We start from the raw sequence: 20,112 nt of genomic DNA, 5'->3' as shown, positions 1-20,112 counted from the left end.
ATCAGTGACTTGTGTCACTTTCCGTTCGGCTGTCCTGGCAAGATGGTTGTCGTAGCCTGTGATCCACGACACCTTCAGCCCAAGGAGTCCGATGTCGACGAAGACGGAGCTCACCGAGCTCAACCAAGCACTTGGCAGCCTGCGCCGCTGTGTCCACTCTCTGCAGTCTCGTTATGGCGACCTGCCGGCCGTGCGCCGCATCGTCAATGACGTAGAGCGGCTGGATATCGACGCCGCCGATCTGGATCTCTCGCCTCATGAGCACCGGCTCGCGAGCAACGAGAAGATCCAAATCCCCGACACCGAGTACGACCGGGAGTTCTGGGGCGATATCGACGACGAAGGAGTTGGTGGCTACAGATGAGTCAAGCCACCGGGGTCTTCTCGCCTTCGCGTGCCCAGATTCAGCAGCGCACGCTACGCACTGACAAGTGGTGGCTCGCACCATTACTCACCAACCTCGGGCTGGCGACATTCGTCATCTACGCCACTGTGCGCGCTTTCTGGGGCAGCGCGTACTGGGTGCCGCAGTATCACTATCTGACGCCGTTCTATTCACCATGCGTCAGCACTGCCTGCGCCCCCGGGGCCAGCCATTTCGGGCATTGGGTAGGTGATCTGCCGTGGTTCATTCCCATGGCCTTCATCTCGCTGCCGTTCCTGCTCGCCTTCCGGCTGACCTGCTATTACTACCGCAAGGCCTACTACCGGTCGGTCTGGCAGTCGCCGACCGCCTGCGCGGTGGCCGAGCCCCACGCAAAGTATTCCGGCGAGACCAAGCTGCCGCTGATCATGCAGAACATTCACCGGTACTTCTTTTACGCCGCGGCGATCATCTCGCTCGTCAACACCTACGACGCCATCGTCGCCTTCCATTCGGAAAAGACCGGCGGTTTCGGATTCGGCTTGGGCAACGTGATCTTGGTGACCAACGTGGTTCTGCTGTGGGTGTACACGCTCTCCTGCCACTCCTGCCGGCATGTCACCGGCGGGCGGCTCAAGCACTTCTCCAAACACCCTGTCCGGTATTGGATATGGACACAGGTCAGCAAGCTCAACACCAGGCACATGCTGTTCGCCTGGATCACGCTGGGCACGCTGATCCTCACCGACCTGTACGTCATGCTGGTGGCCAGCGGCACCATCTCCGACCTGAGATTCGTTGGTTAACAATCACATTCATATTCATCCTCGCAAACAAACTGGGGTTAATTAATGGCTGAACTCGAACGGCACCAATACGACGTAGTCGTGATCGGTGCCGGTGGCGCCGGACTACGCGCCGTCATCGAGGCACGTGAACAGGGCTTTAAGGTCGCGGTCGTCTGTAAATCCCTGTTCGGCAAGGCACACACCGTGATGGCCGAAGGCGGTTGCGCCGCCTCGATGGGCAATGCCAACGACAAGGACAGCTGGCAGGTGCACTTCGGTGACACCATGCGCGGCGGCAAGTTCCTGAACAACTGGCGGATGGCCGAGTTGCACGCCAAGGAGGCCCCGGACCGGGTCTGGGAGCTGGAAACCTATGGCGCGTTGTTCGATCGCACCAAGGATGGCCGGATCAGCCAGCGCAACTTCGGTGGCCATACCTATCCGCGGCTGGCGCACGTCGGCGATCGCACCGGCCTGGAGATCATCCGCACCATGCAGCAGAAGATAGTTTCGCTACAGCAGGAAGATTTCGCCGAAACCGGTGATTACGAGGCACGTATCAAGATCTTCGCCGAGTGCACCATCACCGACCTGCTCCTGGACGGGGACCGGATCGCCGGCGGGTTCGGATACTGGCGCGAATCGGGCCGGTTCATCCTCTTCGAGGCTCCCGCAGTGGTTTTGGCCACGGGCGGCATTGGCAAGTCGTTCAAGGTGTCATCGAACTCCTGGGAGTACACCGGTGACGGTCATGCCCTGGCACTGCGCGCCGGCGGCACGCTGATCAACATGGAGTTCATCCAGTTTCATCCGACCGGCATGGTCTGGCCTCCCTCGGTGAAAGGCATCCTGGTCACCGAAGGCGTGCGCGGCGACGGCGGAGTGCTCAAGAACTCCGAGGGCAAGCGATTCATGTTCGACTACATCCCTGCGGTGTTCAAGGGTCAATACGCCGAGACCGAGGAAGAAGCCGACCAGTGGCTCAAGGACAACGACTCGGCACGGCGCACCCCTGACCTGCTGCCCCGTGACGAGGTCGCCCGGGCCATCAACTCCGAAGTCAAGGCCGGCCGCGGCACTCCGCACGGCGGCGTGTACCTGGACATCGCTTCACGCATCCCCACCGAAGAGATCAAGCGGCGGCTGCCGTCGATGTACCACCAGTTCAAGGAACTCGCCGAGGTGGACATCACCAAGGACGACATGGAAGTCGGTCCGACTTGTCACTACGTGATGGGCGGTATCGAGGTCGATCCCGACAGTGGAGCCGCGACGGTGCCCGGTCTCTTCGCAGCGGGTGAATGCTCCGGCGGCATGCACGGGTCAAACCGGTTGGGCGGCAACTCCCTTTCCGACCTGCTGGTGTTCGGACGGCGCGCCGGACTGGGAGCCGCCGACTACGTCAAGGGACTCACCTCCCGCCCACAGATCACCGAGGCCGACGTCGACAAGGCTGCCGCCCTGGCGCTGGCGCCCTTCGGCGACCCGGCGGCCGAGGGTGCCGAAAATCCGTACACACTGCACACCGACTTGCAGCAGGCCATGAACGACCTGGTCGGCATCATCCGCAAGGAAGAGGAAGTCGAACAGGCCCTGGTCAAGCTGAACGAGCTCAAGGAACGCTTCAAACACGTTGCGGTGGAAGGGCACCGACAGTTCAATCCGGGCTGGCACCTGGCCATCGACATGCGCAACATGCTGCTGGTCAGTGAGTGCGTGGCCAAGGCGGCGCTGCTGCGTACCGAGAGCCGAGGCGGGCACACCCGCGATGACCATCCGGACATGGATGCCACCTGGCGCAAGACCCTGCTGGTCTGCAGCACCACCGGCGGAGATCCGGCGGTACCCGATGTACTCGTCACGCCCGAGCCGCAGATCCCCTTACGCCCAGATCTTTTGGAACTTTTCGAGATCGGCGAGCTGGAGAAATACTTCACGCCCGAAGAACTGGCAGAGCACCCAGGAAGGAAGTCCTGACGTGAGCTATGACGCGCACCTCCAGGTCTGGCGAGGCGATGACGACGGCGGTGAGCTCATCGACTACACCGTTCCGGTGAGCGAGGGCGAGGTCGTGCTCGACATCATCCACCGCATCCAGGCCACACAGGCCTCGGACCTGGCGGTGCGCTGGAACTGCAAGGCCGGAAAATGCGGCTCCTGCTCGGCCGAGATCAATGGCCGTCCGCGGCTCATGTGCATGACCCGGATGTCGACATTCGATGAATCCGAGACCATCACCGTGACGCCGCTGCGCGCCTTCCCGGTGATTCGCGACCTGGTTACCGACGTGTCGTTCAACTACCAAAAGGCCAGAGAAGTCCAATCATTCACCCCACCGAAGGGCTTGAAACCCGGCGAGTACCGGATGCAGCAGGAAGATGTAGAGCGGTCACAGGAGTTCCGCAAGTGCATCGAATGCTTCCTCTGCCAGAACACCTGCCACGCGGTGCGCGACCATGAGGAGAACAAGAAGGCTTTCGCCGGACCGCGCTATCTGATGCGGGTGGCCGAGCTGGAGATGCACCCACTCGACGTTGCCGATCGGCGCGAGGTGGCTCAGGAGGAACTGGGCCTGGGCTACTGCAACATCACCAAGTGCTGCACCGAGGTGTGTCCCGAAGGCATCCACATCACCGATAACGCGCTGATCCCTATGAAGGAGCGGATCGCCGATCGCAAGTACGACCCGATCGTCTGGTTGGGCAACAAGCTGTTCCGCCGCTAGCCGGGTCTTGCACAGGAGAAGCGCATGGAAACCTGGCTCGTCATCGTCATCGCCGTTGTCTGCCTGGCAGCCGCAGGTGCCGTCGCGGGCTTGATCCTGCTGGCAATTCTTGCTGCGGGCGGCATCTCGGCCGCTCGGTTCAATCTCACCCCCGTAGCCGCCGATCAGCTGCATGAGTATCTGGCTTCCGACGCCTCCTTCGCACTCTCGGTCCAGCGCGACTTCTTCTACCCTCCCGATCGCGTGTTCAAGGCCCTGCTCGACGAGCGGTTCATGAGCTGGGTCCCGTTCTCCAAGGGTGTGGACTACGCCGGTACGGCATTGCGAGAGGTGGGCACCAAGCGCGCATTCGTCAACACCTTCGGGGTGTTGGCCGAACAGATCGTCGTCAACGAACCCAACCGCACACTGGGCGTCACCATCACCGCATGTTCTGTTCCGCTGGTTCTGGATTCGGCTGCGGAGATCTTCGAAGTGGCAGATAACGGCACCGGCGGCACCCGGCTCACCTGGCATGTGGGCGGCACCCCTAAATGGGTGGGCTGGCTCCCGCTGCGCCTGGCCGCACCACTCGTGCGTCCGGTGGCCAAGTGGCAGATCGGCAAGCTCCGCGCGATCATCGGGCGCCGCTGAACTCCAAGTTGTTGCGCGGGACTTTGTGACTGGTTGCCAATGCCCAATTCGGGCAACACGGGCAACATCGGAATATGGGTGACACTGTGAGCGTCGCGGATATCCGCACTGCCATCAAGGAGCTTTCGTTGCGCGCCGATCTCGCCGATCGCGAAGATCGCGCGGATGACGCGCGCGAACTCCGTGATCGCATCCGCGGATACCAAGAGGAACTCGCCAAACGCCCCTAGGCCGTATCAGCGGCCGGGGCGTGATGATGACGATCCTTTATATAGCATTGTGTCTATATAGATAGAGTGCAATACTCGACGCATGGACGTTTTCGAAGCGGTGGCGGAGCCAAGCCGCCGGATTCTGCTCGATGCGCTGGCCGGCGGGGAATGGACCGCCGGAGAACTCGTCGCGACACTGCCCGGCCTGACACAGCCCACCGTCTCGCGGCATCTTCGCGTGCTGCGCGAGGCCGGCCTGGTCGACGCCCGGCCGGATGCACAACGCCGGATCTACGCGCTGCGTGCCGATGGCCTGGTCCAGATCGACCAGTGGATCGACCCATACCGGCACTTCTGGAGCGGGCACCTGGACGCACTGGAAGGACACCTGCCCTAGCGGTCTAACGCCCCGCCCACCTGACCTCGATGCCTTCGGCACCCAGCTGCTGACCCGGGCGCGATGTCACCTGAACATCGATTTCCCGCCCGGTCTTCTTGTCGATCAATTCCAGCGGCTTGTGCCCATCCTGCAGGTACTCGTCCCCCCACTTGAGCAGGGACAGCAGTACCGGAAGCAGATCCTGGCCCATCCGGGTCAGCACGTACCCGTCCCGCTCCCGCTGACCGGGCTCGCGATAAGGCACCTTCTCGATGACGCCCGCCGCCTCCAACTGCTTGAGTGCACGCGACACCGCCGGGGCAGATACTCCGATGCGCTCGGAAAACTCGTCGAATCGGGTTGAGCCGTAAAAGCATTCGCGGACGATCAGGAATGCGGTCTTGGTGCCCAGCAAGTCCAGGGCCTTCCCGATCGAACACGCATCGGTGTTCCAGCGGGAGCGGTCCTGCAGCAGCCGCTCGAACTCCATGGTCACCGGGCCATTGTAACTAACGCTTGCGTTATTCAGCTAGTCCCGCTAGCGTCCTAACTAACGTAATCGTTAGTTAGGAGATAGGGATGGTCGAGAACAAGGTCGTACTGGTCACCGGAGGGCGCCGCGGACTGGGCGCAGCCATCGTCGACGAGGTACTGAGCCGCGGAGCGCGCAAGGTCTACAGCACCGCCCGCCAACCCTTCGAGGACCCGCGCGCGCAGGTGATTCCCCAACAGCTCGAGGTGGCCTCCGAGTCATCGGTGCGAGCGCTGGCCCGTGAGCTCACCGACGTCGAGATCGTGGTCAACAACGCCGGTGTGCTGCATCCCGATTCGCTGCTCACCGGCGACCTTGATCGGGTGGACGCGACGTTCCAGACCAACGTCTTCGGCCCGCTGCGGGTCATCCGGGCGTTCGCGCCGATCCTCAAGGCCAACGGTGGCGGAGCGATCATCAACATCCACTCGGTGCTCTCCTGGCTGGGCGGAGCCGGCGCCTACGGTGCGTCGAAGGCGGCCATCTGGTCGGTGACCAACACCCTGCGCCTGGAGCTGGAACCACAGCACACACACGTGCTGGGCGTACACGCGGGATTCATCGACACCGACATGGTGTCCGCCCTCGACGTTCCGAAGACACCGCCCGGCGTGATCGCAGCACGCATCATCGATGCACTGGAGAAGGGCGATAACGAGGTGTTGACCGACGAGCTCACCGCGCAGGTGAAGTCGCAGCTATCGGGCCCTGTCGAGAATCTCGCCTACCGTCCCGGCCACTGACCTCGCATCCACCAGGAGAAGATCGACATGCCCCTCTGGACTATCTACCACACGCCAAACATGTTTTCCGACAAGGAAAAAGCCGATCTGGCCACGAGCATCACCGAGGTATACGTCACTGTCGGGCTTCCGCGGTTCTACGTGGTCACGGTGTTCAAGGAGATCCCACCGTCCGACTTCTACGTCGGCGGAGAACCCACCACACACGCGGTACGGATCGTCGTGGATCACATCGCACGGACGCTGCCCGACAAAGCCGGGCGCGAGCGCATCACCCAGCACCTCGGCGGCGTCCTGGCACCGCATCTGGACCGGGCGGACCTGCACTGGGAGTTTCACATCGACGAGACCAGCGAGGAGCTCTGGATGATCAACGGACTGGTGCCGCCGCCGATGAACTCCGACGCCGAACGTGACTGGGCCCGAACCAACCGGAGCAGTCCTTACCCGGCGCCCGTCTAGCCAATCAGCTTGCGGAACTTACTGCGGTGGAACACGATCGGAGCCACTGCGGAGTGCACGGTCAATCCGTGGATGTTGAGGATGACGATCGCGTGGTCACCGGCAGGCACCTCGGACTGGATGGAGGTCTCGATCCAGGCGGTGGTGCCGCCGATGAACACGGCACCGCTCTCGGTGGTCGAGGTGTCCAGGCCCGCGAACCGATCGCCGGTCTTGGCGGCAAGCGTGCGGGCAGCATCGTCATGCGCCTCACCCAGCACACTGATACCCAGACGTGGGGCCACCCGCAGGTTGGGCCACGTTGTCGAAGAGTTCTGAACGCAGAACGCCACGAGCGGCGGATCCAGGGAAACCGGCACAAACGTGCTGGCGGCCAATCCGGTTCGCGTTCCACCGATCTCGGCAGCAATGGCAACCACGCCGGTCGGGAAGTGCCCGAATGCCTCGCGCAGCGTCGCCGCGTCCAAAGTGGTATCGCTCGTCATAACTGGATGTCACCTCTAGTCTTGCTTCATGACGTCACATGTGACCCTACGCGTCGACGGCGAGGTAGCCCGCGTCACCTTGTCCCGGCCCGAGAAGCTCAACGGACTCACCCTCGACATGCTCAACGGGCTGACTGCCGCCGCCCGCCATATTGCCTCAGATACCTCGATCCGTGTGGTGGTGTTGTCCGGTGAGGGGGACGCCTTTTCTACCGGGCTGGATTTCGCGGCCGCAGGCAAGGACCCGGCGCGCGTCGTCGCGAACTTCATTCCGCTCCCCTGGCTGGGTACCAATGGTTTTCAGGAGGCGTGCTGGGCCTGGCGCCGGTTGCGCATCCCGGTGATCGCCGTCATCCACGGCCGTTGCTACGGCGGCGGGCTTCAGTTGGCCCTGGCCGCCGACTTCCGGTTCACCACACCCGATGCGGAGTTCTCGATCCTGGAAGCCAAGTGGGGCCTGATCCCCGATATGTCCGGAAGCGTCACGCTGAGTCAATTGATCGGAATCGACACCGCCAAACGGCTCACCATGACCGGTGAGATGTTCGACGGCTTCTACGCCAAGGAAATCGGACTGGTGACCCAGGTAAGCGCCGACCCCGAGGCCGACGCCGCCGAACTCATCGACCAGATCCTGTCGCGCTCCCCCGATTCGGTGGCAGCCACCAAGACCTTGTTCGACAAGGCATGGTCCATGGTCCCGCGCCGCGCGTTTGGCCTGGAGCGACGCCTGCAACTGCGGCTCATGCGGGGACCCAACTTCGCCATCGCACGCAAGGCCGGCATCGATAAGACCGAACCTCAGTTCAAGGCCCGCAGTATCTAGCCCTCTGTAAGAGGTTGCCTACTCGGCCCTTGGCCCCGTGATCTTTGCTTCGCTCGTTACGCCGCAGGCACACAGTCACGGAGCTCGGGCGCCATGCCGTACGGGCCCCACATCTGACGCTCCGCATCCTGCCGGGCTTCAGGCTCGTTACTTCCGTGGCCGATCACAGAGCCAGCCCACTGCTTCATGCCGAAACCCATGCCCGGCATGCTTCCCGGGCCAAACCCAGGTGGGCCGAAATTGTTGTTGGCATAGACCTGACACTGAACGGCAACCGGGCCCTCCCCCGGCACCGCCGAAGCAGCGGGTGCGGCGAACACCGAAACCAGCACCGCCGCCACACCAACCCCCGCGACTACCGAACAAATCGTCCGCATAGCTCCTCCTCCTCGGTATCTGGCAATAGTTTGCCACAACCCGAGTATTTCGAGCACAAAAGGTTCGCGGAGGGAAATCCGACGATCGCTAGCGCAGATGCCCGTGCGCGGCCGCCACATCGGGATGCGCCCGTAGCCGGCTTTTCCAGGCGTTCTCGCCGTAGGTCGCATGGATCGGATCGTCCGGGTCCGTCGACGCACCTCGAGCCCGCGCCCGAAGTTCCGGCGGGAGATCCAGCGTCGGGATACGCGCGTCAAGCCTGGGATTGAAGAAGTAGGCGATCGAGATCCGGGGCGTGCCCGTCAGCGTGACGCGATGGCGCGTCGCACGCAGATACCCGCCGCTCGCCCGCTCGAGCAGCTCACCGATGTTCACGATGAATGCACCCGCCCGCCCCGGCGCCTCCACCCAAGTGCCGTCCACCTCCACCTGCAGTCCGCCCACGTCCGGTTCGGCCAGCAGCAAGGTGAGCACACCAGAGTCGCGATGCGCACCCACTCCCTGGTCGGTAGTGCCGCGGGCCGGGTACCGGATGACCTTGATCAGGGTCGCAGGTTCAGAGCCAAAAGCCTCGTCGAACACTCCATCCGCAGACCCAAGAGCAATGGCCCACTCCCGCAGTAGCTTTCGCCCCACCGCAGCCAGCTCAGCGTCCCAGCTCGCGAGGGCTGCTCTTAGCTCGGGCACCCCCTTCGGCCACTGGTTGGGCCCCTGCAACCACAGGTAATCGAGATCCTTTCCGCGCGCAGTCGCCCGACGTTCCGGCCCGACATCAATCTGCTCACGCCAATCGGTCAGCCCGCCGGTCAACTCTCCGCCCAACCGGGTAAACCCACGAAAATGGGGGCTGCGCACCATGGCAATGGCATCCTTGTCCTCCGCGGGCAGCGCGAAAAGCCTGCGGGCGGCCGACAACACCTCGTCCACCAGCCGCGGCGAGACACCGTGGCCGGTGAGATAGAAGAACCCCACCTCATGGGTGACCTCGCGCAGCACCGCACGCAACCGATCCGGGTCGCCGGAAAGGTCTACGACGGGTAGCTCAACCATGCCCCCATGGTCCCCCGTCCGGCCTCGCGGGGGCCACCGTCTTGACCGCCATGAGGAAATATCACAAGTACGATGACCACACGGCCGGGCGAGAGGGACGCACAGGGGAAATGACGTCATCGGAGATGCCGCCGTCGGGTCCAGATAGCCAGCAACCTGGAGACCTACCGCCGGGAACGGTCATATCCGGATACCAGGTCGAGCGCGTCCTCGGCCGCGGCGGCATGGGCACCGTGTACCTGGCCGCCAATCCGAATTTGCAACGTCCCGAGGCTCTGAAGATCCTCAACGCCCAGGCCTCACGCGACCCTGACTTCCGGGCCCGATTCATGCGCGAGGCCTCGCTGGCCGCGTCTCTGGATCACCCCAACATCGTCACGGTGCACAACCGAGGCGAAACGCCCGAGGGCGATCTGTGGATTGCCATGCAATACGTCCAGGGCAGCGATGCGCACTCGGAGTCGAGGAACGGACGCATGTCGCTCACCCGCGCCATTCACATCATCAGCGAGGTGGCCAAGGCGCTCGACTATCTGCATGCCCGCGGTCTGGTACACCGCGATGTGAAGCCGGCCAACATCCTGCTGTCCGAGGGCGATCGGCGAATCATGTTGGGCGACTTCGGTGTCACTCGCGCGCTCGACGACAGCAACTCGGTTACCTCCGCGGGGAACGTGACCGCCACGATCGGGTACGCGGCACCGGAGGTGCTGTCCGGCGCCGCGGTCGACGGGCGCGCCGATGTGTATGCCTTGGGCTGCACGCTCTTTCGGATGCTCACGGGTCAACCACCATTTGGCTCCGGGGGCTCGCTACCCGCGGTTATCAATGCACACCTCTCGGCGCCGCCGCCCCGCATCTCCCAGTTCGCCTCTGTGCCCGAGTCAATGGACGCATTGATCGCCAAGGCGATGGCCAAGAATCCCGCCGATCGGTATCAAAGTGCCGGGGAGTTTGCCCAGGCCGCGCAACAGATTCTGGCCGACCCGCATCAGCACCGGCAGACCGTGACCCAACCCGTATCCACCGTGACGCCGCGGCCCGCACCCCATCTCGTACAGAACCCCGCCACGCCGACAGACTCCGCGCGAACATTGGTCAAGCACAGACGCATCGTGGCGATTGTCGGCACCATCGCCCTGCTGGCCGCATCGACGGTGGTCGCTGTCGTGATCTGGCCCCGCCATGGTGGGGGTAAACCCGCTCCCTCGTCTGGCGCGACCGCCTCGGTGGTGAAGCCGGGTGAATCACTTGCCGGACAACCCAACACCGTCCTGGACACCTTGCTGCCTGGCCAGTTCGACTATCCAGACGGATGGGAGAAGAACCCCTCGCCCACATTCAGGTCGGGCGAGTTCAACCCGGCCGTGGCGCCCGGTGCGGCGACCATCATTGGTGGGACCCCAGTGGGGTGCAACACCATTGATCCCGTGTGGGCGCTGCGCGCCCAGGGCCGTGAGACACCGACGTTGTATCTGCGTGATCGCAAGAAGCCCGAGAGGGAGATCCTGATCCGGGTTGTCCCGGCATCCGATGCCCTCTCCCCGGACGGCACCTCCGACGCATTAAAGAGGTGCGACGCGGTCGCGTACACGATCCCCGGCGCGAGTACCACGTGGCGATGCTCGTTCGAGTTCGATGAGCCGGCTCCGGTCCAGAATGGCCAAAAAGAGCTCACCGCAACGGAATCGTGCTTCATGTTTCCATCCGGAGCGAACAGCATTCGGCAGCACGTGTCATTCAATGTGGTTCGCGGCCTGCTCGTGTACATCCTGGCCAGCGGTGCGTCGAACCGAAACGACGCGGCAGGCTCTCTTAGCGCGACCGCCCTGAACTTCGCGACCGCCATGAAGATCCTGCGTTACGGCCGCTAGTTCTTGGGAGACCAGGGTGTGAGCCAATCCGTGGGCTCCCAGCCCTCGGCGGCCGCCAGCAGCTCGTACATCGTTGCGCCATCGACGGACTCACGGATGATGTCGGCGTGGCCGGCGTGCCGGGCCAACTCCTCGATGAGGTGCAGGGCCACCCATCGCACACTCCACGCGTCGACGTCCTTGGGAAACCACGGCGCCGACGGAACAGGCACCGGAGTCTCCAGCCCCTTGTCCTTGATCGCGGCGAGGATCGCTTCACTCTGCGCGGCGAACGCCGCCAGTGCCCCCGCAAGCGTCTCGTCTTCACGCAAGGTGAACTCGTCGTCGGCCCGCTGTCGGTCCGGTCCCGGGTCGGGCGCAGCGACGATCTTGTCCATCCACGCGCGCTGCATGTTGGTGACGTGTTTGATCAACCCACCGACAGAAAGAGTGCCCGCGGTTGGGGTCAGGCGAGCCTGCTCGTCCGTCAATCCGAAGGCCACGATCCGGAACGCATCTTGCTGCTGGGCGATGTACTCGACCAGCCCGTCCAATTCGGTCGCGACGGGCGGAGGCATGGCAGGCATACGGGGGTTCCTCTCAGGGGCTGTGAGCTGGCACGCATAAGCCAACACCACCGGTCCGACATCACTCGCCCGGAACCGTGAAAAATGCCCCCTGACCTGCGATATCTAATTGTGACAACAACCACAAGGCCAGGACTTTTGTCATACGCTACTCAGCGGTATAGTTCAGTTGTTACCGGTGGGTAACTTAATCAGTAGTAAGAACCCAACCGAATATCAGAACAGCCCCACGAGACCCAGTTAGACCCACGAGAAAAGGCAATGACGCACATGGGCCACTACAAGTCGAACGTCCGCGACCTGGAGTTCAACCTCTTCGAGCTCTTCAACATTCAGCAGGTATTCGGTGGTGAGGAGTACCCCGAGCTGGACGAAGAGACCGCTCGCACGTTCCTTTCCGAAATGCGCACCCTCGCTGAGGGGCCACTGGCCGATTCCTTCGCTGAAGGCGACCGCAACCCGCCGGTCTTCGACCCGGAGACCCACTCGGTGGCCATCCCCGAAGCTTTCAAGAAGTCCGTCAAGGCAGTCACCGATGCAGGCTGGGATCGCCTCGGCCTGATCGAAGAACTCGGCGGCAGCCCGGTTCCGCGCTCGCTCATGTGGGCCATCCAGGAGATGATCCTCGGCGCCAACCCCGCAGTCTGGATGTACAGCGGCGGTGCCGGTTTCGCGCAGATCTTCTACAACGTCGCCACCGATGAGCAGAAGAAGTGGGCCGAATTCATCGCCGAGCGCGGCTGGGGCGCCACCATGGTGCTCACCGAGCCCGACGCCGGTTCGGACGTGGGCGCCGGCCGCACCAAGGCCGTCAAGCAGGAGGACGGTTCCTGGCACATCGACGGTGTGAAGCGCTTCATCACCTCGGCCGACTCCGATGACATGTTCGAGAACATCATGCATCTGGTGCTGGCCCGCCCCGAGGGTGCCGGCCCCGGCACCAAGGGTCTGTCGCTGTTCTTCGTGCCCAAGTTCATCCCCAACTTCGAGACCGGCGAGCCGGGCGAGCGCAACGGCGTCTTCGTCACCAACGTCGAGCACAAGATGGGCCTGAAGGTTTCGGCCACCTGTGAGCTGAGCCTGGGCCAGCACGGCGTTCCCGCCAAGGGCTGGCTGGTCGGCGAGGTGCACAACGGCATCGCCCAGATGTTCGACGTCATCGAGCAGGCCCGCATGATGGTGGGCACCAAGGCCATCGCGACTCTGTCGACCGGTTACCTGAACGCGCTCGAGTACGCCAAGACCCGCGTGCAGGGTGCGGACATGACGCAGCTGACCGACAAGACTGCTCCCCGCGTCACCATCACGCACCACCCGGACGTGCGTCGCTCGCTGATGACCCAGAAGGCTTACGCCGAGGGCCTGCGCGCGCTGTACCTCTACGCCACCACCTTCCAGGACGCCGTGGCCGCCAAGGCCATCAACGGTGTGGAGGCCGAGGAAGCGGTACGGCTCAACGACCTGCTGCTGCCGATCATCAAGGGTGTGGGCTCCGAGCGTGCCTACGAGAAGCTCACCGAAAGCCTGCAGACCTTCGGCGGATCCGGCTTCCTCCAGGACTACCCGATCGAGCAGTACATCCGTGACGCCAAGATCGACTCGCTCTACGAGGGCACCACGGCGATCCAGGCCCAGGACTTCTTCTTCCGCAAGATCGTCAAGGACCAGGGCAAGTCGCTGGCCTTCGTCTCTGGTCAGATCGAAGAGTTCGTCAAGAGCGAGACCGGCAACGGCCGCCTGAAGGCCGAGCGTGCGCTGCTCGCAACGGCTTTGGAAGACGTGCAGGGCATGGCAGCGACCATGACCGCCAACCTGATGGCCGCCCAGCAGGAAATCACCCAGGTCTACAAGGTCGGAACGGCCTCCGTGCGCTTCCTGATGAGCGTCGGCGACCTGCTGATCGGCTGGCTGCTGCAGCGTCAGGCCGCCGTGGCCATCGAGGCTCTGGACGCGGGCGCCACCGGCGCCGAGAAGTCCTTCTACGAGGGCAAGATCGCGGTTGCCTCGTTCTTCGCCAAGAACATGCTGCCGCAGCTGACCTCTACCCGGGCCATCCTGGAGAACGTCGACAACGACATCATGGAGCTCGACGAAGCCGCCTTCTGATTCAGCAACGCAAAGGCCCCCTGTTCCTCCGGGAACAGGGGGCCTTCTGCATTCCGGGGTACCGCCGTGATCACACCCCACCTAAGGTTGCCGTATGCCTCGTTACTACCGCGACCAGCACGCGTGGAAAGACCTCCAGATGCTCCTTCCCGAGCGGCTGCGCCTGGATGAGTCGACGGCACCGCACGAGGAGTTCTGGGACTGGCGTGGCAACCAGGTGCACCTGGACCGGTACCCCAATCCCGCGGCACCGGTGAAGGTGGTGCTGCTGCACGGCGTCGGCACCAACGGCCGTCAGATGTCGCTGATCCTCGGTGCGCCGTTGGCGAGCAGGGGCTTCGAGACGATCGCGATCGACAATCTCGGCTATGGGCTCACCGATGTAGCGCCGGGTTCGGTACCGGGATACGGCGACTGGGTGGACCTGGTGGTCGACTATCTGGAGTACGAACGCCGCCGCGACGTGCGACCCATCGTGCTGTACGGGCTGAGCGCCGGCGGGATGCTCGCCTACCACGTCGCGGCCAAGGCGCCGCGTGACACGGTGCGCGGAATCATCGGCATGACGTTCCTGGACCAGCGAGTGCGTGAGGTGGCCGACGGCACCGCCCACGACCTGCTCACCGCACGCGTCGGGGTGCCTTTTCTGCGGCTCGCCGCCAAGACACCGGCCCGGCGGGTGCGCTACCCCATGTGGCTGGCCGCGAAGATGAGCACACTGGCCAACAGCCGGGCAGCGATGAAGATCTTCATGAAGGACCGCACGTCCGCCGCCAACTGGGTCAGCGTGAAATTCCTGGCCGAGTACATGAGCTACGCACCCGCCGTCGAACCCGCCAATTTCGATGTCTGTCCCATCCTCCTCACCCAGCCCGATGAAGACCGTTGGACCCCTTACGAATTCAGCCGGCCCGTGCTGGACCCCATCACCAAGGTTCCGGTGACAGTGGTGCCGCTCGAACAGGCCGGGCACTACCCGCTGGAGGATCCTGGACTGAAGCAACTCGAAGAGGCGGCGGTCGGATTCATCCGCGCAGTCGCCGGCTGACCGCTTCGGTCAATCTTCGGGCAAACTTGACGCATGACCGAAGCCCGACGTGCCGTGCTGGTTCTCTCGCTGGTCGCAACCAGCCTGTTGACCTTCCTGCTCGGGGTCACCGATCCGGCGGCGCCCCTGTTCTACCCCACCCGGTTTCTCATCTGGAATCTGTTCCTGGCGTGGCTTCCCGTCTTCGCGGCACTGGCATTCTCTGCCGTCCGGCGCAAGATCTGGCTGATACCGATTGGCTTGGTGTGGCTCGCATTCTTGCCCAACGCACCGTATCTGGTCACCGATCTGGTGCACCTCATCGACGGCATCGCATTCTGGCGTCATGTGCTGCAGTACGGCGTCGCGGCCTGGACCGGGATCATCCTCGGCGTGGTCTCACTGCGGTTGGTACACCGGCGAATTCAGCGTGATTTCGGCATTGTCACCGGATGGATAGTCGTCGTCGTCTCGGTCGGGCTGTGCGCCGTCGGCGTGGTGATCGGCCGCTTCCAGCGCTGGAACTCCTGGGACCTGATTCACCGTCCCGGCGCGGTCGCCGCGAGCACCCTGGAATGGGTCAGCTCTCCGTTCGCGTTTGTGGCCCACACCGGTGTGGCCGTGGCGGTCGCCGCGTTCTTCGGGCTGGCCTACCTGACCGTGTGGTCGCTATCGGCTCCCGACGAGAATTCCGAAAAGGACCCCGTGCCAACAAATGCCGCAAAGGTGCCCGTCTAGCAGCCTTTCGGCCCCGTCTCACACATCACCGCGCCAATGCCCCGACGCGTTCGGCCAGTTCGGCCACGGAAAGGCGCCCATCCAATTCCACGGTGGCGCTCTGGCGCAGCAGCGGCTCCACCTCGTCCGTGTACCGGGCGATCTCGGCACGCTCGATTTCGGTTCGACCGTAGGGGTTGTCGGTACGAGAGCTCACCCGTGCGATGGCAACCTCCAACGGCACGCTGAGCAGCACCACGTGGCCGAAGCTGTCGTAGAAGTCCACCTGGTTGTCCACGGTTCCGGACACGACGACATCCGGATACCGGCTCAGCAGCGCCGCCATCCTGACAGCGTCCCAGCCGCCGTCAGACAGCGTCCAGCCGTCGTAATCGGTGTCGACGGTCCGAAATCCGCGACGCGCCAGCTCCGCCAGCAGCGTGCTCTTCCCTGTTCCCGACATGCCCGTCACCAACACCCGCGCCACATCTGAACCATATGCGGTGGCGGCTCGTTGAAAGCAGGAGAAGAGTGGACCCCAAACGGAGGTGACGATGGAGCAGGCAGCACGACGGATCATCGCGGGCCTTATCGCCGCGGGCGCCGCACTGGCGGCCGGACAACTGACCGCCGCAGCCGTCGCACCGGATTCCGCACCCTTTTTCGCGGTCGGGAACATGGTCGTCGACCACACCCCGGCGGCCATACGCGAATGGGTGATCGGGGTCTTCGGTACCTCCGACAAAGCCGTGTTGTTCGCGTGCCTATTCGCGATCATCGCCCTACTCGCGGCAACCGCCGGTCTCGTGGAGCGAGAACGACGGTATGGCTCGGCGCTTATCGCGGCGCTCGGTGTCGTCGGCGCGTTGGCTGCGGTAACCCGGCCGACCGGGGCATTCACCTGGATCTGGCCATCAGTGATCGCGGCCGTGGCCGGAGTGCTCGTACTGCGAGCCCTGGTGGGCCGTGCCGACGGCCAGGACGCGCCCGACCGACGCAAATTCTTCGGAACAGCAGCGGTTTTCGCCCTCGGATCAGCCGGCACCTACTGGCTCGGCAACCGCTGGAGCAAGGGTGCCGTCGTCGCCGAGGAACGCCGCGAGGCTGTACTGCCCGCACCCGTCGCGCCCGCTCCGCCGCTGCCCGAAGGCATCAACGTCAAAGGTGCGGCCCCCTACATCACCGGTAATGCGGACTTCTACCGCATCGACACGGCGCTGCGGGTGCCCCAGCTGACCACCGCCGAGTGGCAGCTCAACATTCACGGCATGGTCGACCGCCCGCGCATCCTGACGTGGGCAGACCTGAACGCCATGGCCGCAACGGAACGCGCCGTCACCTTGACCTGCGTCTCCAACGAGATCGGCGGAGATTTGATCGGCAACGCGATGTGGACCGGCTTTCCCATCAAGGCGATCCTGGAATCCGTTGGAGTCCACGGTGATGCGGACATGCTGTTGTCGAAGAGCGCCGACGGCTGGACGGCCGGCACCCCACTCGATGTACTCACCGATGGCCGTGACGCCATCTTGGCCGTTGCGATGAACGGGACACCGCTTCCCGTCGAGCACGGATACCCGGTCCGGCAGGTGGTGCCCGGGCTGTACGGCTACGTGTCCGCGACCAAGTGGGTTGTCGACTGGGAGATCACCCGATTCGACACCGCACGGGCCTACTGGACCGTTCGCGGCTGGTCGGCGCGCGGCCCCATCAAGACGGGATGTCGCATCGACACGCCCCGAACGGGCGGCCGCCTGGGCACAGGCACTCAGATCGTGGCGGGCACGGCATGGGCCCAGCATCGGGGCATCACCAAGGTGGAAGTACAGATCGACGACGGCCCCTGGCAGCCCGCAACGCTTGCTCCCGAGTACTCGGTCGACACCTGGCGGCAATGGTGGTTCGGTTGGCAGGCGACGCCGGGTGAACACATCATCACCGCACGCGCCACCGACGGCACCGGAGCGGTGCAGACCGATCAGATCGCGTCCCCCGTACCCGATGGGGCGACGGGATATCCGAAACGGCTTGTCACGGTGGCGGCCTGACTAGCTGAACTCCACAATGCTGCGAATATTCTTACCCTGCTTCATGTCCCGATATCCCTGAGCGATCTCGTCAAGGGCATAGGTGCGGGTCACCATCTCGTCCGTCTTGAGTTCACCGCTGGCATAGAGCGCCAGCATGGTGGGCACTGCCTCAAACGGGCTCCAGTTCCCGTAGATGACGCCCTTGATCGTCTTCTGCATCAACGTGACCATGCTCAGATCCAGTGACACATCCTCGGGACGGAAGGCGCCCATGCTGGTCATCGCCACCGTGCCGCCCTTACGGATGGAGTCCACAGCGGCCGTGAGATCGCCCGGCTCCATCCGGCCCACCGTGATCATGGTGGCGTCCGCGCCCTGACCGTTGGTGTAGGAGCGGGCCCGATCGGCGGCTTCCTCCATCGAGGCGAACACCTCAGTCGCGCCGAATGTTTTTGCCGCCTCACGCTTGTACGCCACCGGGTCGACCAGCAGAACATTCGCCGCTCCTGAATGCGCGGCCCCCTGGACCGCGGCGGCACCGACTCCACCCAGGCCCATGACGATCACCGTCTGCCCGGGCTTGACCGCGGCGGCGTTCACGGCGGTACCCCATCCGGTGCCCATCGCACATCCCAACAGACACAACCGATTCAACGGAAGCTCTTTGGGAACCTTGTACGCGGACTGAACCGAGACGGTGGTGTACTCGCTGAACGCCGAGAGCCCCAGCTGCTGCCCGCACGGCTGCCCGTCGAGACGCAGCCGGTAGCTGGTGGGGTCGTCGAATCTGGATCCGGTGAGCGCATAGGCACCGGCATCGCAGAGCTGCTGCATACCGCGCGAACACCACAGGCAGCGGCCGCAGGCGGGCAGAAACGTCAGCACCACATGGTCTCCGACGGCGAATTGCGTTGTGCCATGGCCAACCTTCTCCACAACGCCGGCGCCCTCGTGACCCCCACACATCGGCAGCATCTCCACCGGGAAGTCTCCGGTGGCGATGTGATCGTCGGAATGACACAGACCGACCGCGGCCATCCGGACCATGATCTCGCCGGGTCGCGGATCTTCCACCTCTACCACGCAGGGCTCGAATTCCCCTGGCACGCTACGTATCACCGAAGCGTGAGAACGACGATAGGACGTCATGCACTCGCCCGCTGGGCACGCCGGACAGCAGACGGTTCGCCCTTGTCGTGCGCTGCGAAATTGGCCAGTTCACGGCCGCGCATCCGGTTGATCACTCGCTGATGTTCGCGGGCATGGTAGGCGAGCGGCGAATAGGTGACACGCTCGGGCAGCACCCGAGCGGCGACACGATAGGCGGTGAAAAACCTGCGCAGCAGACGCTCATCCCGCTGGGTCCATGCGACGCCGAGAATGTCCCGCACCCGCTGATCCATGGCCCCGAAAGTCAGGACGAAGAATACGCGGGAAATCGGTGCCAGCACGGGCTTTAACGCTGCGACCACGAGACTCGAGGGAACCCAACGCGGGAGCCGGCGCAGCAGCGGTGAATCCTCGATGCCGCTCAAAGGATCGACCAGTTTCCCCAGATTCTCTGCGACCGCAGGATGATTGATCAGAACCTGCCCGACCATGCGGTCGTAGTACTCCCAGAACTCCGCGCGGGTTCTGGGATACCCACGCTCGGGCACCTGTGTGATCCGGGCCAGTAGACGATTGTCCTGAAAGAGCTGCTCGTCTTCCTCGTCGGTCAGGTCCCGTCCCAGGAATCGCGGCGTCACCCGGCGCCCCGCCACATACGCCGTCGCGATCACCCAGGCGTACGCCTCCGGGTCCAGGGCGCTGATGTGCTTACCCTGCCTCCCGCCGCTCTCACCCTGCATCTGCAGCGGCTTGTGCATCGTGCGTAACCAGTAACCCTGTTCGATCGCGGCCTTACCCCCGAAGATCCACTGCTGCACCGCGTCGAAAGAACGAATGGCCCGGCCCGCCGGGTCTCGATCTGCCACCGAGTACCGATCGGTCACATCCCCGATCACCGGATGCATGCCCTGCATGATGAACGCCGCACCGACAGCGGGCAGATACAGCCATTGCCCACCCAGGGACGCGGTCACACCGAGGGGATCGAACAGCTCGGGCACCGGCTGCGCCCAATCTCGCGAAACCGGGTCCTGCGTTGCCGGGGACTCCACCAGTGCAGTCACAACGAAACCTCCTTGTGTCGTTACCCGAGAAGCTAACGTGA

At 63.9% G+C, this 20,112-nt stretch carries 23 protein-coding genes; 15 read left to right on the top strand and 8 right to left on the bottom strand.

Features of this window, described 5'->3' with window-relative positions:
- The first annotated feature begins 91 nt into the window (after window positions 1-91).
- The 7 genes from AOT83_RS08545 (at window position 92) to AOT83_RS08520 (ending at window position 5,119) form a co-directional block, all read left to right on the top strand.
- Window positions 92-364 (top strand): hypothetical protein, encoded by a 273-nt coding sequence (locus tag AOT83_RS08545; RefSeq protein ID WP_030097278.1) that lies wholly within the window; start codon window positions 92-94, stop codon window positions 362-364.
- Entirely contained in the window at window positions 361-1,170 is an 810-nt protein-coding gene (locus AOT83_RS08540; RefSeq protein ID WP_030097279.1) for a hypothetical protein, read from the top strand. The genes AOT83_RS08545 and AOT83_RS08540 overlap by 4 nt, the downstream gene beginning before the upstream one ends.
- A 45-nt stretch (window positions 1,171-1,215) precedes the next feature.
- On the top strand, window positions 1,216-3,129 hold the full coding sequence (locus AOT83_RS08535) for a fumarate reductase/succinate dehydrogenase flavoprotein subunit (protein WP_030097280.1): 1,914 nt from the start codon (window positions 1,216-1,218) through the stop codon (window positions 3,127-3,129).
- A 1-nt stretch (window position 3,130) separates the two neighbouring features.
- Window positions 3,131-3,877 carry a succinate dehydrogenase/fumarate reductase iron-sulfur subunit gene (locus tag AOT83_RS08530; protein WP_030097281.1) on the top strand — a complete coding sequence of 249 codons (747 nt, stop codon included), beginning with the start codon at window positions 3,131-3,133 and terminating at the stop codon, window positions 3,875-3,877.
- A gap of 24 nt (window positions 3,878-3,901) precedes the next feature.
- Window positions 3,902-4,510, top strand: coding sequence for an SRPBCC family protein (locus AOT83_RS08525; protein WP_057965463.1), 609 nt, complete (start codon window positions 3,902-3,904; stop codon window positions 4,508-4,510).
- A 74-nt stretch (window positions 4,511-4,584) separates the two neighbouring features.
- The gene (locus AOT83_RS27315; RefSeq protein WP_044105389.1) at window positions 4,585-4,740 is read left to right on the top strand and encodes a hypothetical protein; all 156 of its coding nucleotides are present in this window, start codon (window positions 4,585-4,587) and stop codon (window positions 4,738-4,740) included.
- A gap of 82 nt (window positions 4,741-4,822) precedes the next feature.
- The gene (locus tag AOT83_RS08520) at window positions 4,823-5,119 is read left to right on the top strand and encodes a metalloregulator ArsR/SmtB family transcription factor (protein WP_030097283.1); all 297 of its coding nucleotides are present in this window, start codon (window positions 4,823-4,825) and stop codon (window positions 5,117-5,119) included.
- 4 nt (window positions 5,120-5,123) lie between these two features.
- On the opposite strand, the gene AOT83_RS08515 is transcribed toward AOT83_RS08520, so the two are convergent.
- Window positions 5,124-5,591, bottom strand: a complete 468-nt coding sequence (locus tag AOT83_RS08515; RefSeq protein ID WP_030097284.1) for a helix-turn-helix domain-containing protein — start codon at window positions 5,589-5,591, stop codon at window positions 5,124-5,126.
- Window positions 5,592-5,680: 89 nt separating this feature from the next.
- Here AOT83_RS08515 and AOT83_RS08510 point away from each other — a divergent pair, with 89 nt between their 5' ends.
- The gene (locus AOT83_RS08510) at window positions 5,681-6,376 is read left to right on the top strand and encodes an SDR family oxidoreductase (protein WP_030097285.1); all 696 of its coding nucleotides are present in this window, start codon (window positions 5,681-5,683) and stop codon (window positions 6,374-6,376) included.
- A 27-nt stretch (window positions 6,377-6,403) separates the two neighbouring features.
- A complete protein-coding gene (locus AOT83_RS08505; protein ID WP_057965464.1) occupies window positions 6,404-6,838 on the top strand; it encodes a tautomerase family protein in 435 nt (144 codons plus the stop codon).
- Here AOT83_RS08505 and AOT83_RS08500 read toward each other — a convergent pair.
- On the bottom strand, window positions 6,835-7,323 hold the full coding sequence (locus tag AOT83_RS08500) for a flavin reductase family protein (RefSeq protein WP_030097287.1): 489 nt from the start codon (window positions 7,321-7,323) through the stop codon (window positions 6,835-6,837). The genes AOT83_RS08505 and AOT83_RS08500 overlap by 4 nt on opposite strands.
- A 28-nt stretch (window positions 7,324-7,351) precedes the next feature.
- Here AOT83_RS08500 and AOT83_RS08495 point away from each other — a divergent pair, with 28 nt between their 5' ends.
- On the top strand, window positions 7,352-8,149 hold the full coding sequence (locus AOT83_RS08495) for a crotonase/enoyl-CoA hydratase family protein (protein ID WP_030097288.1): 798 nt from the start codon (window positions 7,352-7,354) through the stop codon (window positions 8,147-8,149).
- A gap of 56 nt (window positions 8,150-8,205) precedes the next feature.
- Here the strand turns inward: AOT83_RS08495 and AOT83_RS08490 are convergent, their stop codons facing one another.
- Window positions 8,206-8,526 carry a hypothetical protein gene (locus AOT83_RS08490; RefSeq protein WP_057965465.1) on the bottom strand — a complete coding sequence of 107 codons (321 nt, stop codon included), beginning with the start codon at window positions 8,524-8,526 and terminating at the stop codon, window positions 8,206-8,208.
- 88 nt (window positions 8,527-8,614) lie between these two features.
- Complete coding sequence (locus AOT83_RS08485; protein WP_057965466.1) at window positions 8,615-9,577, bottom strand: 2-oxoglutarate and iron-dependent oxygenase domain-containing protein; 963 nt, start codon at window positions 9,575-9,577, stop codon at window positions 8,615-8,617.
- Between the two features lie 110 nt (window positions 9,578-9,687).
- On the opposite strand from AOT83_RS08485, the gene AOT83_RS08480 reads away from it, so the two are divergent.
- The gene (locus AOT83_RS08480) at window positions 9,688-11,451 is read left to right on the top strand and encodes a serine/threonine-protein kinase (protein ID WP_057965467.1); all 1,764 of its coding nucleotides are present in this window, start codon (window positions 9,688-9,690) and stop codon (window positions 11,449-11,451) included.
- On the opposite strand, the gene AOT83_RS08475 is transcribed toward AOT83_RS08480, so the two are convergent.
- Complete coding sequence (locus tag AOT83_RS08475) at window positions 11,448-12,017, bottom strand: DinB family protein (RefSeq protein ID WP_057965468.1); 570 nt, start codon at window positions 12,015-12,017, stop codon at window positions 11,448-11,450. The genes AOT83_RS08480 and AOT83_RS08475 overlap by 4 nt on opposite strands.
- A gap of 270 nt (window positions 12,018-12,287) precedes the next feature.
- Between AOT83_RS08475 and AOT83_RS08470 the strand changes: the two genes are divergently transcribed.
- From AOT83_RS08470 to AOT83_RS08460, 3 genes are all read left to right on the top strand, one after another.
- Complete coding sequence (locus tag AOT83_RS08470; protein ID WP_030097293.1) at window positions 12,288-14,123, top strand: acyl-CoA dehydrogenase; 1,836 nt, start codon at window positions 12,288-12,290, stop codon at window positions 14,121-14,123.
- 94 nt (window positions 14,124-14,217) lie between these two features.
- Window positions 14,218-15,171: an alpha/beta fold hydrolase gene (locus AOT83_RS08465; protein WP_057965469.1), complete on the top strand. Its 954-nt coding sequence runs from the start codon at window positions 14,218-14,220 to the stop codon at window positions 15,169-15,171.
- A 33-nt stretch (window positions 15,172-15,204) separates the two neighbouring features.
- Window positions 15,205-15,888, top strand: coding sequence for a DUF1361 domain-containing protein (locus AOT83_RS08460; protein ID WP_057965470.1), 684 nt, complete (start codon window positions 15,205-15,207; stop codon window positions 15,886-15,888).
- A 25-nt stretch (window positions 15,889-15,913) separates the two neighbouring features.
- On the opposite strand, the gene AOT83_RS08455 is transcribed toward AOT83_RS08460, so the two are convergent.
- Window positions 15,914-16,354, bottom strand: a complete 441-nt coding sequence (locus tag AOT83_RS08455) for an AAA family ATPase (RefSeq protein ID WP_030097296.1) — start codon at window positions 16,352-16,354, stop codon at window positions 15,914-15,916.
- Between the two features lie 67 nt (window positions 16,355-16,421).
- Here AOT83_RS08455 and AOT83_RS08450 point away from each other — a divergent pair, with 67 nt between their 5' ends.
- Window positions 16,422-17,915, top strand: coding sequence for a molybdopterin-dependent oxidoreductase (locus tag AOT83_RS08450; protein WP_057965612.1), 1,494 nt, complete (start codon window positions 16,422-16,424; stop codon window positions 17,913-17,915).
- On the opposite strand, the gene AOT83_RS08445 is transcribed toward AOT83_RS08450, so the two are convergent.
- Window positions 17,916-19,046 (bottom strand): NDMA-dependent alcohol dehydrogenase, encoded by a 1,131-nt coding sequence (locus AOT83_RS08445; protein ID WP_057965471.1) that lies wholly within the window; start codon window positions 19,044-19,046, stop codon window positions 17,916-17,918.
- The gene (locus tag AOT83_RS08440) at window positions 19,043-20,071 is read right to left on the bottom strand and encodes an oxygenase MpaB family protein (RefSeq protein WP_052399560.1); all 1,029 of its coding nucleotides are present in this window, start codon (window positions 20,069-20,071) and stop codon (window positions 19,043-19,045) included. The genes AOT83_RS08445 and AOT83_RS08440 overlap by 4 nt, the downstream gene beginning before the upstream one ends.
- Window positions 20,072-20,112: the final 41 nt, after the last annotated feature.

It is taken from the genome of Mycobacteroides sp. H001 (assembly GCF_001440005.1).
Classification (GTDB): Bacteria; Actinomycetota; Actinomycetes; order Mycobacteriales; family Mycobacteriaceae; genus Mycobacterium; species Mycobacterium gwanakae.
Note: the sequence above shows the minus strand (reverse complement) of the source record. Positions and strands in the feature narration are given on the sequence as shown.

What these genes read in the sequence shown, in the direction of transcription:
- AOT83_RS08470 (WP_030097293.1), top strand. Translation starts at nt 12,288, where the DNA reads ATGGGCCACTACAAGTCGAACGTCCGCGACCTGGAGTTCAACCTCTTC.
- AOT83_RS08535 (WP_030097280.1), top strand. Translation starts at nt 1,216, where the DNA reads ATGGCTGAACTCGAACGGCACCAATACGACGTAGTCGTGATCGGTGCC.
- AOT83_RS08505 (WP_057965464.1), top strand. Translation starts at nt 6,404, where the DNA reads ATGCCCCTCTGGACTATCTACCACACGCCAAACATGTTTTCCGACAAG.
- AOT83_RS27315 (WP_044105389.1), top strand. Translation starts at nt 4,585, where the DNA reads ATGGGTGACACTGTGAGCGTCGCGGATATCCGCACTGCCATCAAGGAG.
- AOT83_RS08480 (WP_057965467.1), top strand. Translation starts at nt 9,688, where the DNA reads ATGACGTCATCGGAGATGCCGCCGTCGGGTCCAGATAGCCAGCAACCT.
- AOT83_RS08475 (WP_057965468.1), bottom strand. Translation starts at nt 12,017, where the DNA reads ATGCCTGCCATGCCTCCGCCCGTCGCGACCGAATTGGACGGGCTGGTC.
- AOT83_RS08525 (WP_057965463.1), top strand. Translation starts at nt 3,902, where the DNA reads ATGGAAACCTGGCTCGTCATCGTCATCGCCGTTGTCTGCCTGGCAGCC.
- AOT83_RS08485 (WP_057965466.1), bottom strand. Translation starts at nt 9,577, where the DNA reads ATGGTTGAGCTACCCGTCGTAGACCTTTCCGGCGACCCGGATCGGTTG.
- AOT83_RS08545 (WP_030097278.1), top strand. Translation starts at nt 92, where the DNA reads ATGTCGACGAAGACGGAGCTCACCGAGCTCAACCAAGCACTTGGCAGC.
- AOT83_RS08520 (WP_030097283.1), top strand. Translation starts at nt 4,823, where the DNA reads ATGGACGTTTTCGAAGCGGTGGCGGAGCCAAGCCGCCGGATTCTGCTC.
- AOT83_RS08490 (WP_057965465.1), bottom strand. Translation starts at nt 8,526, where the DNA reads ATGCGGACGATTTGTTCGGTAGTCGCGGGGGTTGGTGTGGCGGCGGTG.
- AOT83_RS08510 (WP_030097285.1), top strand. Translation starts at nt 5,681, where the DNA reads ATGGTCGAGAACAAGGTCGTACTGGTCACCGGAGGGCGCCGCGGACTG.
- AOT83_RS08460 (WP_057965470.1), top strand. Translation starts at nt 15,205, where the DNA reads ATGACCGAAGCCCGACGTGCCGTGCTGGTTCTCTCGCTGGTCGCAACC.
- AOT83_RS08500 (WP_030097287.1), bottom strand. Translation starts at nt 7,323, where the DNA reads ATGACGAGCGATACCACTTTGGACGCGGCGACGCTGCGCGAGGCATTC.
- AOT83_RS08495 (WP_030097288.1), top strand. Translation starts at nt 7,352, where the DNA reads ATGACGTCACATGTGACCCTACGCGTCGACGGCGAGGTAGCCCGCGTC.
- AOT83_RS08445 (WP_057965471.1), bottom strand. Translation starts at nt 19,046, where the DNA reads ATGACGTCCTATCGTCGTTCTCACGCTTCGGTGATACGTAGCGTGCCA.
- AOT83_RS08450 (WP_057965612.1), top strand. Translation starts at nt 16,422, where the DNA reads ATGGAGCAGGCAGCACGACGGATCATCGCGGGCCTTATCGCCGCGGGC.
- AOT83_RS08540 (WP_030097279.1), top strand. Translation starts at nt 361, where the DNA reads ATGAGTCAAGCCACCGGGGTCTTCTCGCCTTCGCGTGCCCAGATTCAG.
- AOT83_RS08515 (WP_030097284.1), bottom strand. Translation starts at nt 5,591, where the DNA reads ATGGAGTTCGAGCGGCTGCTGCAGGACCGCTCCCGCTGGAACACCGAT.
- AOT83_RS08465 (WP_057965469.1), top strand. Translation starts at nt 14,218, where the DNA reads ATGCCTCGTTACTACCGCGACCAGCACGCGTGGAAAGACCTCCAGATG.